General features: G+C 71.3%; 16 protein-coding genes. 5 read left to right on the plus strand and 11 right to left on the minus strand.

Annotated elements, in window-relative coordinates; translation table 11 throughout:
- Window positions 1-483: 483 nt before the first annotated feature.
- The 8 genes from ACZ6KY_RS35765 to ACZ6KY_RS35800 all read right to left on the minus strand — a co-directional run bounded on the left by ACZ6KY_RS35765 (window position 484) and on the right by ACZ6KY_RS35800 (window position 7,958).
- Window positions 484-1,548 (minus strand): hypothetical protein, encoded by a 1,065-nt coding sequence (locus ACZ6KY_RS35765; RefSeq protein ID WP_469314422.1) that lies wholly within the window; start codon window positions 1,546-1,548, stop codon window positions 484-486.
- Entirely contained in the window at window positions 1,548-2,210 is a 663-nt protein-coding gene (locus tag ACZ6KY_RS35770) for an RNA polymerase sigma factor (protein WP_469314423.1), read from the minus strand. The genes ACZ6KY_RS35765 and ACZ6KY_RS35770 overlap by 1 nt, the downstream gene beginning before the upstream one ends.
- Window positions 2,211-2,678: 468 nt before the next feature.
- A complete protein-coding gene (locus ACZ6KY_RS35775) occupies window positions 2,679-3,485 on the minus strand; it encodes a hypothetical protein (RefSeq protein ID WP_469314424.1) in 807 nt (268 codons plus the stop codon).
- Between the two features lie 156 nt (window positions 3,486-3,641).
- Complete coding sequence (locus ACZ6KY_RS35780) at window positions 3,642-4,259, minus strand: RNA polymerase sigma factor (RefSeq protein WP_469314425.1); 618 nt, start codon at window positions 4,257-4,259, stop codon at window positions 3,642-3,644.
- Between the two features lie 344 nt (window positions 4,260-4,603).
- Window positions 4,604-4,984 carry a hypothetical protein gene (locus ACZ6KY_RS35785; RefSeq protein ID WP_469314426.1) on the minus strand — a complete coding sequence of 127 codons (381 nt, stop codon included), beginning with the start codon at window positions 4,982-4,984 and terminating at the stop codon, window positions 4,604-4,606.
- Window positions 4,985-5,153: 169 nt separating this feature from the next.
- Window positions 5,154-5,726: a hypothetical protein gene (locus tag ACZ6KY_RS35790; protein WP_469314427.1), complete on the minus strand. Its 573-nt coding sequence runs from the start codon at window positions 5,724-5,726 to the stop codon at window positions 5,154-5,156.
- A gap of 236 nt (window positions 5,727-5,962) precedes the next feature.
- A complete protein-coding gene (locus ACZ6KY_RS35795) occupies window positions 5,963-6,238 on the minus strand; it encodes a hypothetical protein (RefSeq protein ID WP_469314428.1) in 276 nt (91 codons plus the stop codon).
- A 73-nt stretch (window positions 6,239-6,311) separates the two neighbouring features.
- Window positions 6,312-7,958: a beta-N-acetylhexosaminidase gene (locus ACZ6KY_RS35800; protein ID WP_469314429.1), complete on the minus strand. Its 1,647-nt coding sequence runs from the start codon at window positions 7,956-7,958 to the stop codon at window positions 6,312-6,314.
- A gap of 540 nt (window positions 7,959-8,498) precedes the next feature.
- Between ACZ6KY_RS35800 and ACZ6KY_RS35805 the strand changes: the two genes are divergently transcribed.
- The 5 genes from ACZ6KY_RS35805 to ACZ6KY_RS35825 all read left to right on the plus strand — a co-directional run bounded on the left by ACZ6KY_RS35805 (window position 8,499) and on the right by ACZ6KY_RS35825 (window position 12,673).
- Window positions 8,499-9,068, plus strand: coding sequence for a 2-oxo-4-hydroxy-4-carboxy-5-ureidoimidazoline decarboxylase (locus tag ACZ6KY_RS35805; protein ID WP_469314473.1), 570 nt, complete (start codon window positions 8,499-8,501; stop codon window positions 9,066-9,068).
- A 170-nt stretch (window positions 9,069-9,238) separates the two neighbouring features.
- The gene (sdhC, locus tag ACZ6KY_RS35810; RefSeq protein WP_365870724.1) at window positions 9,239-9,619 is read left to right on the plus strand and encodes a succinate dehydrogenase, cytochrome b556 subunit; all 381 of its coding nucleotides are present in this window, start codon (window positions 9,239-9,241) and stop codon (window positions 9,617-9,619) included.
- Between the two features lie 5 nt (window positions 9,620-9,624).
- Entirely contained in the window at window positions 9,625-10,116 is a 492-nt protein-coding gene (locus ACZ6KY_RS35815) for a succinate dehydrogenase hydrophobic membrane anchor subunit (RefSeq protein WP_469314430.1), read from the plus strand.
- 23 nt (window positions 10,117-10,139) lie between these two features.
- Window positions 10,140-11,894, plus strand: coding sequence for a succinate dehydrogenase flavoprotein subunit (gene sdhA / locus ACZ6KY_RS35820; protein ID WP_469314431.1), 1,755 nt, complete (start codon window positions 10,140-10,142; stop codon window positions 11,892-11,894).
- Window positions 11,894-12,673: a succinate dehydrogenase iron-sulfur subunit gene (locus ACZ6KY_RS35825; protein ID WP_469314432.1), complete on the plus strand. Its 780-nt coding sequence runs from the start codon at window positions 11,894-11,896 to the stop codon at window positions 12,671-12,673. The genes sdhA and ACZ6KY_RS35825 overlap by 1 nt, the downstream gene beginning before the upstream one ends.
- An 82-nt stretch (window positions 12,674-12,755) precedes the next feature.
- On the opposite strand, the gene ACZ6KY_RS35830 is transcribed toward ACZ6KY_RS35825, so the two are convergent.
- The 3 genes from ACZ6KY_RS35830 to ACZ6KY_RS35840 all read right to left on the minus strand — a co-directional run bounded on the left by ACZ6KY_RS35830 (window position 12,756) and on the right by ACZ6KY_RS35840 (window position 14,171).
- Entirely contained in the window at window positions 12,756-13,019 is a 264-nt protein-coding gene (locus ACZ6KY_RS35830) for a TM2 domain-containing protein (protein ID WP_469314433.1), read from the minus strand.
- A 263-nt stretch (window positions 13,020-13,282) separates the two neighbouring features.
- A complete protein-coding gene (locus ACZ6KY_RS35835) occupies window positions 13,283-13,690 on the minus strand; it encodes a DUF2752 domain-containing protein (protein WP_469314434.1) in 408 nt (135 codons plus the stop codon).
- Window positions 13,683-14,171, minus strand: coding sequence for a TM2 domain-containing protein (locus ACZ6KY_RS35840; protein ID WP_469314435.1), 489 nt, complete (start codon window positions 14,169-14,171; stop codon window positions 13,683-13,685). Before ACZ6KY_RS35840 ends, ACZ6KY_RS35835 begins: the two co-directional genes overlap by 8 nt.
- Window positions 14,172-14,311: the final 140 nt, after the last annotated feature.

Consider the following 14,311-nt stretch of genomic DNA (forward strand, 5'->3'; position numbering starts at 1 on the left):
ACGCGAGAAGGTTTTATTGGGTCGGCGGGAAAGGACCGATAGGGGGGGGGGGGGGGGGGGGGGGGGGGGGGGGGGGGGGGGGACGGGGAGCCCCCCCCCCCCCCGCGCCGGTTGCACAGAGCCATGAGTACGGGGGGAACCCCGGCTCCGTGCGACGGCCGATGACCAGTCGGCTCACCACGTACTGCGCCGCGGTGACCCAAAACGTCACACCTGGCCCGAAGAAAAGTTCCGCGACTTACGAAAGAGCAGGTCAGCAGGGTGCCGGGGACTCGCGGGACGAGGGGTCACGGGGCTGGGCCACCGGTGGGGCGCGACCGTGCCGGGCCCGGGAACACGCCGTGCGCGAGGGCGACCGTCACGGGAGCACGCCGTGCGCGAGGACTGACGGTACGAGAGTGCGCCGTGGCGCGAGAGCTGACGGTACGGGAGCACGCCGGCCGGGAAGCCGGCGGACCGATCAGCGCCTGGGAGTACGGCGGTTCACGAAACCGCGCCGGCCGACCGGCTCGGCAGTGGCGACCTCGTCCGCACGGTCGGCCTGAGAGGGGTCAGCCCCAGACGCAGGGCGGACGGAGTGCTGATGGCGCCGTTGCCCCGGGGGTCGTTGCCACGCGGCACTATGTGGCGGCCGTCCCCGTCACCGCCGCCCTGATCCCCCTGGCCGGAGCCCTGCCCCGACCCCTGATCGTCGCCGTCACCCGCTCCGTCGCCCGTACCGTCGTCGGAGCCGCCGCCCCGTCCGCGGCCGAGGACGCCCGAGCAGTACAGCTTCACCCGGGCGCCGCCGCCCGCGACATGCTCCAGGGCGTGCTTGCGGTTCGCGTCGAGGTCCTTGCCGTCGAGGACGTCACGGCAGTACGAGCGTGTACGGGCCCACCACTCGCGGGTGCGGTCGGCGCTCCCGGTGGAGTCCGGACGGGGCAGACCGCTCGCGTAGCCGGGATCGGCGGGCGTGGAGGCGGCGCCGGACGGGTCGGCCGACGGACTGTCAGGCACCGGCACCATGGAGCCGATGCCTCCGGAGACCCCGGGCGAGGGCGAGGCCGAGACGAGCGGACGGTCCGGGGTCCGCACCGCCGTGGCCGTGGCGGCCGGGCCCGGGTGTTCACGGGTGAACGGAGTCGGCAGCACTCCGGTTCCGGCCGCGACGGCTACCCCGCCGACCATCCCGACGGCCAGCACCGCGGCGAGCCCGAAGCGGGTGGGCCGTCCCCAACGCGTCCGGCGTCCGTGCGCGCCGGGGCGCCCGATACGTACGAGACCGGCGTCCGCGGCATGCGCGCCGGAACGCGCGCGACCACGGTGGCCGGGCTGCGCCGTAGCTCCGTCCCCGCCCGCGCGCGCCTTGCGGAACGCGGCCAACGCGGCGGCCTCGCCCGGGAGTTCGTCACTGCTCAGCTTGGGTTCGGCGGCCAGTGCGCCGAGGGCCTCGGCAAGGCGGTCCACCTGCTCGCGGGTGCCGGCGTCGACGGCTTCCAGCGGCTCACCGCGCAGCAGACGCTCCGCGGCGTCGCGGTCCAGCCACCTGTACTGCTCGTCGGCCATCACATGTCCTTCTGCGCCCGCGAACGCGTATGCGTCACACCGGCGGACGTCACCGCGCGGGTGCGCGAACCTCGTTGCGGGGGAACGGCGTCGAGGGCGCCGACGGATTCCGGATCGGTTTCGAGCAGCTCCGCGAGCCGCTTCAGACCGCGGTGCGCAGCCGTGCGGACGGCTCCGGGGCGCTTGCCGAGGGTGTCGGCGGCCGTCTTGGCGTCGAGGCCGACCACGACGCGCAGCACTACGGCCTCCGCCTGGTCCTGCGGGAGTTGGGCGATGAGCGAGAGGGTGCTGCCGGTGGCCAGCGCCTCGATCGCCTCGGTCGCGGTGTCGGACTCGGCGGCCTTGCCGGTCAGCTCGGTCTCGTCGCCGCCTATCGCGGGACGGCGGCCACGCATGCGTATGTGGTCCAGGGCGCGGTTGCGGGCGATCCTCGCCGCCCAGCCGCGGAACCGGTCCGCGTCTCCGCTGAACCGTTCCAGGTCACGGGCGATCTGGAGCCAGGCCTCGGACGTGACGTCCTCCGCGTCCGGCTCGCCCACCAGCGTCCGTACGTATCCGAGCAGGCGTGGATGCACCGCTCGGTACACAGTCCGGAACGCGGTCTCGTCCCCGTCCTGTGCGGCAAGTACCGCGGCGGTCAGCTCCGCGTCGTCCCCCAGCACCCCCGCGCCCCTCTTTGCGCCTCAACCGGCGCCGCTCTCGCGGACCGGGTTCTCGCCGTCGTGGTTCATCGATGGACGGTTGTGGTCTCAGGTCCGCGTTGTTCTGGTCTCAGGTCCGACGCGGTTCTGGTCGCAGGCCCCACGTGGTCGCGGTCCCGGATTCCACGCGTTCGTGGTCTCAGGTCCCTCGTGGTTGCGGTCGTCCGTTCTCCGCACCGGCGCGAAAGGCACGTTACGGCCTGAAACAGCTCCCCGTCCATGTTCGTACAACGCGCAACTACATGGTGACGGTGCGGGGTGTGACACAAAACGCAGTCCCGGCGCTGTAGAGAGTACGGGTCGCCGCGCGGCCCGTGCCGCGCGACGGTCGGGGCCTCTCCTGTGGGGGGTGGCGGCCCCGGCCGTTGCCATCGGCAGCGATGCGCGCCCCCGATCCCGGTCGGCTTTCCCGGCCCCGCCGTTGACCGCCTACCGACCCTTGTCGGACTTCGTCGGCTTCGGAGTGGCGGCCGAGGCTCCCGGACCCGGCGTCCCGGCCGCGTTACCGGGGTTCCCCGTGTTCCCGGTTCCCTCCGGTTTCCCGGTCCCCTTTTCCTCGGGCCCCTTCGTGCCCTCGGCCCCGGTGTGCTCGGCCGGCCGCTCGGCGCAGTACGCCTCGACCTTGTCCTCGCCGCCCGCGGCCGTGACGAGCCGCTGCCACGCCTTCGAGTTCAGGGCGTTGCCCCGGCCCCTGACCGACGCGTACGCGCGGCAGTGGGCCTCCGTGTCCTCGGCCCGCGGCGGACGGCCCCCGCGGTCGGCCTCCGCGGAGCCGCTCGGGGTGGCGACGCCGGGAGCCCCGGGGCCGACGGGCGGGCCGGCCGCCTCGGAGAGCCGGTCCGGGACGCTGCCGGACGGCCGGACCGCGGCTCCGTCCTGGTGGTCGCCGTCTTCGTGCGAGGACGGCCCGATGGCCGCGACGGCGACACCGCCCAGCGTCAGACCGGTCAGCAGCGCGGCGAACGCGGCCGTCGTGGAACGGCTCGGCCGCCGCCGCTCCCCGGGGCGCCAGTCGTCCCTCCGCCGGGTGCGCGCGGTGTGCGCGCCACCGTCCCGTGCGGCACGGAAGGCGGCCACGGCCTGCGTCTGCGCCTCGGTGTCGTCCGCCCGGCCGCGCATCGCCGCGGCGAGGAGCGTCTCCAGGGCGACCTGTTCGCGCCCGGGGTTCGCCGGATGCGCGACGCGACGGTCGGGAGCCCCGCCGTCGCCGTGCCGTTCACCCATGTCCGGTTCCACGCCCGGTCTCCTGTCCGGTTCCACGTCCGGTTCCATCTCCGCCTGCCGCTCCGCCCGACAACTCCTCGCCGTGCCAGGACTCCGCTCCGCGCTCCGCGCCGTACGACGATGCCGTTCCGGGCGACGACGACGTGCCGGCCGTTCCGGACGGACCGCTCATCCCGACTCCCCCAGCGTCCGGGACTCGTCATCCGTCACACCCGTGACGCCGAGCTGGCGCGCGAGCCGCTTCAGGCCCCGGTGGGCCGAGGTGCGCACCGCGCCGGGGCGTTTGCCGAGCACGCGTGCCGCGGCCGGTCCGTCGAGGCCGACGACCACCCGCAGGAGCACGGCCTCGGCCTGGTCGCGCGGCAGCCCCGCGACCAGTTCCAGGGCGTACTCGGTGGACAGGGTCTCCAGCGCCTCGTCGTGCGTGCTGTGACTGCCGGGCAGGTCCAGGGCGTCCTGTTCGATGGTGGTGCCCCGGGGCCGTACCCTCAGCCGCCGCAGATGGTCCAGCGCCCGGTGCCGGGCGATGGTCGCGGTCCAGCCGCGGAAGCCCGCGCCGTCTCCCCGGAACCGTCCCAGGTCCCGGGCGATCTCCAGCCAGGCGTCGGACGCCACGTCCTCGGCGTCGTCGCCGACGATGCCCCGCAGATAGCCGAGCAGTCCGGGCTGCACGATCCGGTACGCGACCGCGAAGGCGACCTCGTCGCCCTCTTGCGCCCGCGCCACGGCCACGCCCAGTTCCGCGTCGTACGGCTGCGCGCGGCGGGATTCCCCACCCTGGCCCAACACTGTCCTCGTTCGCACCGAGTTCGCCCGAATGTGCCCTGCCGGCGCGGCCGGCCGCGTCGGCACCCTCATGGTCATCAGCGTCGGACCCCAAGGAAATGTCACAGTGCGTCAGACACCAGGCCCAGCCCGGCCGGGCCACCGGCCGCGGGCGTCGACGACCGGGGCCGCGCCCGCCCGGCCGCGGAGGGACGACGCGGACGCGGAACCCCAACCTCCGTACCAGCAGCCCTGGTTCACCTCACTCGACGCCGAACCAGGGTTTGCCGGCCGCCCGGCGCGCGACCCGGCCCACGAACCCGGCGCTACCGGCTCGGACTCCAGCCCTGCCGTCGTGGCGTCGGCTAGCGGGTGGCCTCGCGGCACAGCAGGCGCAGGGAGCCGTCGCCTCCGTAGCGGCGGCGGGCCTCCTCGATCGGGTCCCAGAGTCGTCCGTCGGCCGTACGCAGCCAGTGCTCGCCGCCGGTCTCCCACCACTCGGCGCCGGTGTGCCGCGCGACGACCTCACCGGCGTACGCCCCGAATCCGCGCAGCACGCTCTCGACGGCCGCGTACGGGGCGCCGTCCCGGCGTATCTCGTCGATCACGCGGTCGACCCGCCACAGGCTCTGCGCCGAGTAGTCGAGGCGCAGCCGGGCACCCTCACGCATGGTCGCGACCGTGTCGGCCGCCCAGCGAACGGGCTTCGTCGCAGCCGAGGGCCGCGTTGCTTGAGTTGCGTTCACACTCGATAGAGCGCGACGACGCCCGGATTCGTCACGCGTCCGGGCGAGGGTTCGCGACACCGGCCCAGGACCGCCATGTCCGCCCCCAGGACCGCCACAGGAACCCCTCAGGAAAGAGGTTTGGGGTGCGCCGGAGCCGTACCGCCCCCGGCGCACCCGCGTCCCGGCGCTACGCCCGCCCGCGTGCCCTGCGGGACACCACCGCCCGCAGCACGCGCCGCCCCTCCGTCGACGCGTCCAGCGCGAGCCGCAGTCCGCCCTTGCCGTGCTCGGCGAGCAGTTCCAGGATGACGCCCTGGCGACGCAGTTCGGCGGCGACGAGCGGGGACATCCCCTCCGTACGCCCCTCACGGCGTGCCGTCACGCACGCCTCCGCGTCGTCGGCGTGGTCGAGGAACCGGTGCACCTGGAGCGCCGCCACCGAGCAGGCGTCCGACCAGGCACGCAGCTCATCCTCGGAGGGCTTCGCGGGGACGCCGTCGAGCATGCCCCGGGCGAGCACGGCGGCGTGGTCCTCGTCGGTCACGGCCGGTTCGGGGTCCTCCGCGTCCAGCTTGGCGCGCGCCTCCTCGACACGCGTTCCCCACTCGGCCCAGGGGTCCGTCTCCGCCAGGCTCGCCCACAGGGGTCTCAGGACATCGTCGTCACCGCCCAGCAGAGGTACACACCGATCCAAACAAGCCAGACCGCTCGCCGCCAGACCTCGCTCGTCGGCCTGAGCGATCAGTTCCACCAGACTCATCACGACTCCCTCGAAATGCCTCGACAGGGCGCCCTTGCCTTACGGAGCCCGCACTTCCCCTTACTGCGTGCAACGGACCAGGAGTGTCACAGTGCGCCCCCACCCTGCCGGTCGAGGAGCCGGATGAACAGGTTTTCAGCCAATCGCTCCGGCTCGGCACCCGACACGCCGAGGAGCGGCCCGACTACCCCTCAGGCATGCGGGGCCGGGCCGCGAAACGGATGAATCGGCGCGCGTCAGGCGCCGAACGCGACCGGGCCCTCGTGCGCCTTGCGGTCCTGCATCCGCGTCAGCTTCAGCACGACGAGGATCGCGAAACCGGCGGCCACGATGCCGAGGGCGTCGGAGAGCATGACCTGGAGAGCGGCGTCCCGCGCCGCCCCGGGACTGCCGGCCTTGCCGTCCGCGGCGGTGGCCTTTCCGAGGGCGACCGGCGAGCGCAGCCAGGCAGGACCGCGCGGCGACGGCACAAGAAGCCGGACGCGCCCCTCCCCAGGGGTCGCGCCCGACATGCGAACAAGTAAGCGGAAGGTAAGTCCTGCGTGTCGCCGTGTCCAGCCCGTTCCGGCCGCGCCCGGTCCCGGCTCAGCCCAACTGGTTCGCGAGTGCCTTGAACTGCGTCCAGGACAGGGCCGGCGTGCGCGGGTCCCACAGTTTCTGGGTCAGGGCGCGCAGCGGCATGCGGATGCCCGCCGCGACCTGGTCCTGGGTCTGCGAGCCCGCGAGGTCGCACCAGACGGCGAAGGAACCGCCGAGGATCTGGGGGTCGTACTTCGCGGGGACCGGCGTCGTACCGCGCAGGACGAGAGGGGTCCACTGCTGGTAGATGCGCTGCCCGGTCGGATAGACGAAGGTCTGGGGCTCGCCGAGGACGTAGTACAGGAACTCGTCGTTGTAGTTGATGACCTTGCGGCCGGCGCTCAGATAGTCGACCGGCGGCCGGGCCCCGATCTCCTTGCCGGTCCAGTACGCCACCTGGAGACCGCCGTCCGCCTGGACGGTGCCGCCGCGGAAGAAGCCGTCGTTCCAGGCCCGCGCCGTCCGGCCGTGCCCGTGGATCAGCTTGGCTCGGTCGTTCAGCCAGCCGGTCGTGAGGTCGGCGACGGTCGCGCCGGCTCCGTACTTGTTCCTGGCCGCGGTGGCCAGCTGCGGGAAGGACGCGGCCGGGCTGGCCACCGTCAGGGCCTGGTACTCGTCGCCGCCGAGGTGCCAGTAGGCGCCGGGGAAAAGGCCCGCGTACTCGTTGAGCAGGTCGTCGACGAGGGCGCCCGCCGCGGGCTTGGAGATGTCGACGGCGCCGCGGACGGGAACCCCGGACACATTGCGCAACTGGAGATCGGGGTGCGCCGCGATGACCGCGCCGAGGTGTCCCGGCGAGTCGATCTCGGGCACGACGGTGATGTGCCGGCTCGCCGCGAGGGCGAGGATCTGGCGCACCTCCGCCTTCGTCAGGTGCTGCTTCGACACGATCTCGGGGTGCGTGTCGGACTGGATGCGGAAGCCCTGGTCGTCGGAGAAGTGCAGGCCGAGCTCGTTGTACTTCAGGTCCCCGAGCTCCCGCACCCGGTCCTCGATCCAGGACGCGGTGAAGTGCTTGCGCGCGATGTCGAGCATGAACCCGCGGAACGGCTTCGCCGGCCGGTCGCGTACGACGCCCTCCGGGGCCGCACCGCCGCCGTGCACCTCCTGTTTGAGGGTGCGCGTGCCGTAGAAGACACCGGCCTCGGCTGGCCCGGTGATTTTGACCTGGCTGTTCTTGACGGTGAGGGTGTACGACTCCGGGCCCGCGCTCCCCTTGTCGAGGCCCAGTTCGACATCGCCGGCCTTGGCGCCCGTCCGCCCCTCGTACGTCAGCCTGAGCTCACCGGCGAGCAGCTTGCCCTCGTCGGCGAGGCCGTTGTCGTCCACGACCACCCGGGCACCGGCGGCCGGGCGCCAGCCGGGGCCGTGGGCCGCGATGTGCTCCCGTACGGCCGGAATGGTGCGAGGGGCCTTGGAGAGGGGGTAGCTCCGGGTCGGCGTGGGACTGGCGGCGGGCGACAGGGAGGCGGACACGGCCTGCGACCGGTCGGCGGACGGCACCCGCGCCCCGGCCGGCTGCCCGCCGCCGCCGGGCCAGACCGCCACGGCCACCGCGACGACACCGGCGACCGCCAGACCGCCCGCGACGAACCCGGCCTGCCGGTTCCGCTCCGTCCGCCGCCGCGGCGCCCGCCGCCTGCCACCACTCACTGCGCCACCCTCACTTCACCGCGCCCACTTCGCCCTGATCACTACGCCCGGCCCACGTCACCCGGCTCACTTCACCCTGCTGATTCCGCCAGCGCATTTCGCCCCGCCGGGTGCGCCCCGCTGGTTCCACCCCGCCGGGTGCGCCCTGCCAGGTGCGCCCTGCCAGGTGCGCCACGCTCATGCCGATACCGGCCTCGCTCCGCGATTCGACCCCGCTCCCGCCGCGCTCATGTCGTCGCCGGGTCCTCTCCCCTCATCAGGTGTACTCCTCCATCGGGATGTCCACCTCTCCAGTCCGCCTCTCGGCGTGGCCACTCCGCTCCATCACGAACTCTGCCCCGACCGTCACCGCAACCGTCCACCACACGCTCCGAAACTCTCCCGTGCGGGTGAAATCCGGGTATCCGTCGGACAGGTCCCGACACTCCTCGATAGCGTGAGCGGCACACCTTTCACTTCTCCCCCTGCCGAAACACACGTATCGCACGCACGTCACGCTCACGGACGTCGCGCATCTCATCCCACCGCCGAGGACCCACGCTGACGTCTCACCGTCTCCCACGCCTCCCCGGCCAGGTCGCCCTCCCCGAGCAGAAGAGCGCGGCGCCGTCCCCGGCCCGCCTCGACGGGTTCAACTCCGCACCCGCCGATGAGGTCACCCGCGCCCTGCTCACCTGCTGCCGCAGCCTGCGCTGGGTCCACCGTCTGGCCGACCACCGCCCCTACCCGGACCTCGGCGCCCTGCTGGCCGCGGCCGACGAGGCGGCGTACGACCTGACCCCCACCGACCTGGCCGAAGCCCTGGCCGGCGAGTCGCTCACGCTGCTCCCGGAAGGCGCGTACTCCGTCGCCCACACCGCGCTGAGCGCCGCGCACGCCGCTTATGAGAGCAGATTCGGACATGTGTTCGTCATCTGTCTGGACGGATTCGCCCCGGGGGAAGCCCTCGACCAGGTGCTCGTCGAAATCCGGGCGCGCCTGACGAACGATCCCGAGGAGGAGCGGGTCATCACCGCCGACGAGCTGCGCAGACTGGCCCGCGGCCGGCTGACCCGCCTCGTCCGTCAGTTCGCCCAGGAGCCGCGAACCGCCGACATCCGGCGTCCGTAATAGCCCGAACGTGGCTGATTGATTGCCAGTTTGATCACATTGATAGGGCCGCTGTAAGCGTTCCGACAACACGTCGCTACGATGGCCGGGGCCGGTGGACCGTACCCGGCCGGGCCCGACCGACAGAGAAGCCGGCGCGGCCCCAATCCCCGCTCCCGGAGGGTTCTTCCGTGCCGGCTGGAACGCTGTACCGCGGCCGGGAAGGAATGTGGTCCTGGGTGGCTCATCGAGTCACCGGCGTCCTCATCTTCTTCTTCCTGTTCGTACACGTGCTGGACACCGCTCTCGTCCGTGTCTCCCCCGAGGACTACGACAAGGTCGTGTCCACGTACAAGACGCCGGTCGTCGCGCTGCTGGAGTACGGCCTCGTGGCCGCCATCCTCTTTCACGCGCTCAACGGCCTGCGTGTCATCGCCGTCGACTTCTGGTCCAAGGGCCCGCGCTACCAGAAGCAGATGCTCTGGTCCGTCGTCGGTATCTGGGTCGTGCTGATGTTCGGGGCTCTTTACCCCGTCCTCGGTCACGCATTCCGCGAAGTATTCGGGAGCTGACGCAGATGTCCACTACTGACACCGCCGCTTCCGGTATCGGCCCCGTAGAGGGCGCCGGAGACTTCCCGGCCTACAGCGTCGACAACCCGGCCCCGTTCATCGAGGCCCCGCGCAAGCGCACCAAGAAGACCCCGAAGTCGACCCGCGGCAACTTCGAGATGTACGGCTGGCTCTTCATGCGCCTGTCCGGCATCGTCCTGGTCGTCCTGGTCCTCGGCCACCTGCTGATCCAGCTCGTCCTCGACGGAGGCGTCTCCAAGATCGGCTTCGCCTTCGTGGCCGGCCGCTGGGCGAGTCCCTGGTGGCAGGCCTGGGACCTCGCGATGCTGTGGCTCGCCATGCTGCACGGCTCCAACGGCCTGCGTACCGTCATCAACGACTACGCGGAACGCGCGGGCACGCGCCTGTGGCTGAAGGGCCTGCTCTACACCGCCACGGTGTTCACGATTCTGCTGGGCACGCTGGTGATCTTCACCTTCGACCCGAACATCCGCTAGGCACGGGGCTGAGGCAACCACTCATGAAGATCCACAAGTACGACACCGTCATCGTCGGCGCCGGTGGCGCCGGCATGCGCGCCGCCATCGAGGCGACGAAGCGCAGCCGCACCGCCGTGCTGACGAAGCTCTACCCGACCCGCTCCCACACGGGCGCCGCGCAGGGCGGTATGGCCGCCGCGCTCGCCAACGTGGAAGAGGACAACTGGGAGTGGCACACCTTCGACACGATCAAGGGCGGTGACTACCTGGTCGACCAGGACGCCGCCGAGATCCTGGCGAAGGAGGCCATCGACTCCGTCCTCGACCTGGAGAAGATGGGCCTGCCGTTCAACCGGACGCCCGACGGGACGATCGACCAGCGCCGCTTCGGCGGTCACTCCCGCAACCACGGCGAGGCCCCGGTCCGCCGGTCCTGCTACGCCGCGGACCGCACCGGTCACATGATCCTCCAGACGCTGTACCAGAACTGCGTCAAGGAGGGCGTGGAGTTCTTCAACGAGTTCTACGTCCTCGACCAGCTCATCGTCGAGGTCGACGGGGTCAAGCACTCCGCGGGCGTCGTCGCCTACGAGCTCGCGACCGGCGAGATCCACGTCTTCCAGGCGAAGGCCGTGATCTACGCGTCCGGCGGCACCGGCAAGTTCTTCAAGGTGACCTCCAACGCGCACACCCTGACGGGTGACGGCCAGGCGGCGGTCTACCGTCGCGGGCTGCCGCTGGAGGACATGGAGTTCTTCCAGTTCCACCCGACCGGCATCTGGCGCATGGGCATCCTGCTGACGGAGGGCGCCCGCGGTGAGGGCGGCATCCTCCGCAACAAGGACGGCGAGCGCTTCATGGAGAAGTACGCGCCGGTCATGAAGGACCTCGCGTCCCGTGACGTCGTGTCCCGCTCCATCTACACGGAGATCCGTGAGGGCCGCGGCTGCGGTCCCGAGGGCGACCACGTCTACCTCGACCTCACGCACCTCCCGCCGGAGCAGCTGGACGCCAAGCTGCCCGACATCACGGAGTTCGCGCGCACCTACCTCGGCATCGAGCCCTACACGGACCCGATCCCGATCCAGCCCACCGCGCACTACGCCATGGGCGGCATCCCGACGAACGTCCAGGGTGAGGTCCTCTCGGACAACACCACGGTCGTTCCGGGCCTGTACGCCGCCGGTGAGGTCGCCTGTGTGTCGGTGCACGGCGCCAACCGTCTGGGCACGAACTCGCTGCTGGACATCAACGTCTTCGGGCGTCGGGCCGGCATCGCGGCCGCGGAGTACTCGGCGAAGGCCGGCTACGTCGAGCTTCCCGAGGAGCCGGCCTCCCAGGTCGTGGCCCAGATCGAGCGCCTGCGCAACTCCACGGGCACCGAGCGGGTCGCCGCGATCCGCCTGGAGCTGCAGGAGTGCATGGACGCCAACGTGATGGTGTTCCGCACCGAGCAGACGATCAAGACGGCGGTCGAGAAGATCGCGGAGCTGCGCGAGCGCTACCTGAACGTCTCGATCCAGGACAAGGGCCGGCGGTTCAACACGGACCTCCTCGAAGCCGTCGAGCTGGGCAACCTGCTCGACCTGGCCGAGGTCATGGCCGTCTCCGCGCTCGCCCGCAAGGAGTCCCGCGGCGGTCACTACCGCGAGGACTACCCGACCCGCGACGACGTCAACTTCATGCGCCACACCATGGCGTACCGCGAGGTCGGCGACGACGGCACCGAGTCCATCCGTCTCGACTACAAGCCGGTCGTCCAGACCCGCTACCAGCCGATGGAGCGTAAGTACTGATGGCTACTCCCACCCTGGACAAGGCGGACGCGGCCGGCGCACCCGAGCCCGGTTTCGCCGACTCCCCGTACATCACCGCCACGTTCCGCGTCCGCCGGTTCAACCCGGAGGTCTCGGCCGAGGCGGTCTGGGAAGACTTCCAGCTGGAGATCGACCCCAAGGAGCGTGTCCTCGACGCGCTGCACAAGATCAAGTGGGACCAGGACGGCACGCTCACGTTCCGCCGGTCCTGCGCGCACGGCATCTGCGGCTCGGACGCCATGCGGATCAACGGCAAGAACCGCCTGGCCTGCAAGACGCTGATCAAGGACCTCAACCCCGAGAAGCCGATCACGGTCGAGGCCATCAAGGGTCTGACGGTGCTGAAGGACCTCGTGGTCGACATGGACCCGTTCTTCCAGGCGTACCGCGACGTGATGCCCTTCCTCATCACGAAGGACACCAACGAGCCGACGCGCGAGCGTCTGCAGTCCGCCGAGGACCGCGAGCGGTTCGACGACACCACGAAGTGCATCCTGTGCGCGGCGTGCACGTCGTCCTGCCCGGTGTTCTGGAACGACGGCCAGTACTTCGGCCCGGCCGCCATCGTGAACGCCCACCGCTTCATCTTCGACTCGCGTGACGAGGCGGGCGAGCAGCGTCTGGAGATCCTCAACGACAAGGACGGTGTGTGGCGCTGCCGCACGACGTTCAACTGCACGGACGCCTGCCCGCGCGGTATCGAGGTCACCAAGGCGATCCAGGAAGTCAAGCGCGCGCTGATCACGCGCCGCTTCTGACGGCCGCTCCGCCAGGACCTGTCCAACGCCCGAAGGGCCCCGCTCCTCCTGGGAGCGGGGCCCTTCGTCATGTCCGGTGCCGTCAGCCGCGCAGCACGCGGCCCTGCTTGTCGGTGCGGTCGTTGCTCGTGAGGAACAGGATCCCGTCGATCAGGGCCCAAAAGCCGAAGCCGCCGCAGGTGAAGAGCTGGGCGAGGGCGACGCCGGTGGAGCCGACGTAGAAACGGCCGACGCCGAAGGCGCCCAGGAACAGCTGGAGGATGCCCGCGACGATCTTGGACTTGTCGGAGTAGGGACGGCCCTGCGGGTCGTAGCCGTAGGGGGCGTCGGGGGTGGGGACGGTCATGGATGCTGCTCCTGGCTGGCTGAAGGCGACCGGAGCAAGGCGCTCCGGTCAGAGTCCAGGAGGGACAGGCAGAGATCGCCCATGGATCGCGCGCACGTCAATCCCCCCTGCGCGGTGGGAGCGTACGAAGAGCCATCGTTTGACGCGAGAGAAGTCGATCAATTGTGCCCATCCTGTGATCATTTTTCGTCACGCCTGACACGGTCTCGTCCCGGCCACGAACGCCCGTGAACCCCGATGAACACCGGTGAACTCGTACGCCTCTAGACGACGTTGCGGGCCACCGTCCAGGCCATCGCCAGCGCGAGTACCAGCACCTGTGCGCGCGGCGTCAGTTCGGGCCGCCAGCGGCGTCCGCGCAGCCCCTCCGTGATCCAGCGCGCGAGCAGCGCGAGGGCGAACGGCGAGGCGAGCAGCAGCGCCCTGTTGTCGAGCCACGCCTCGGCGAAGTGACCGTGCATGAGGTCGTACACCATGCGGGTTCCGCCACAGGCCGGGCAGAGCAGCCCGGTGACGAAGCGGAACGGGCAGCCGGGCAGGACATGGCCCGGCTGGTGCGGATCGGTGACGTACAGATAGCCGGCCCCGGCCGCCCCGGCGGCGAGCACCGCGAGGGGTGCCGCCGCCGGGTGCCGCAGCGCGACCCCGCGCGCCGCGACGAGATCAGCCACGCAGGACCCGGCCGTCGGAGTCCGTGGCGCCGTTGCCCGCGAGCAGCATGATCCCGTCGATCAGGGCCCATATGCCGAAGCCGCCACAGGTGAACAGCTGGGCCAGGCCGATGCCGACATTGCCCATGTAGAAGCGCCCGACGCCGAGGCCGCCCAGGGCGAGCTGGAGGACACCGGCGACGATCTTCGACTTCTCGGAGTACGGGCGGCCGTAAGGGTCGTAGCCGTAGGGGGCGTTCGGGTCTCCGGTGTACGTGCCGGGCGGGACCGGGCCCATCGCGTAGCCACCGGGCCCCGGGTAGCCACCGGGCCCCGGGTGGCCGTACGCCCCCGGGGGCGGGTAGGCGCCGGGCTGGCCGGCGCCATAGGGGCCGGGTCCGTACGGGCCCGGTCCGCCGGGCGGAGTGGCACCGACGTTCGGATAGCCATAGCCGGGCGGCGGGTTCGTCGGCTGCTGCGGCTGCTGCGGCTGGTCGGTCAAGGTGCTGACTCCTGATGTGCGGGTGCCTGACGGCATAGGACCCAAGTTCGAGGTACGAAATGAGTCAGGCCATCTTGCAGGAGGAGACCCGCGCGAGAGAAGTGGATTCGGCCGGGAATGGCCATCAACCGTTCCCGACC

It is taken from the genome of Streptomyces sp. NPDC042002, from assembly GCF_055588305.1.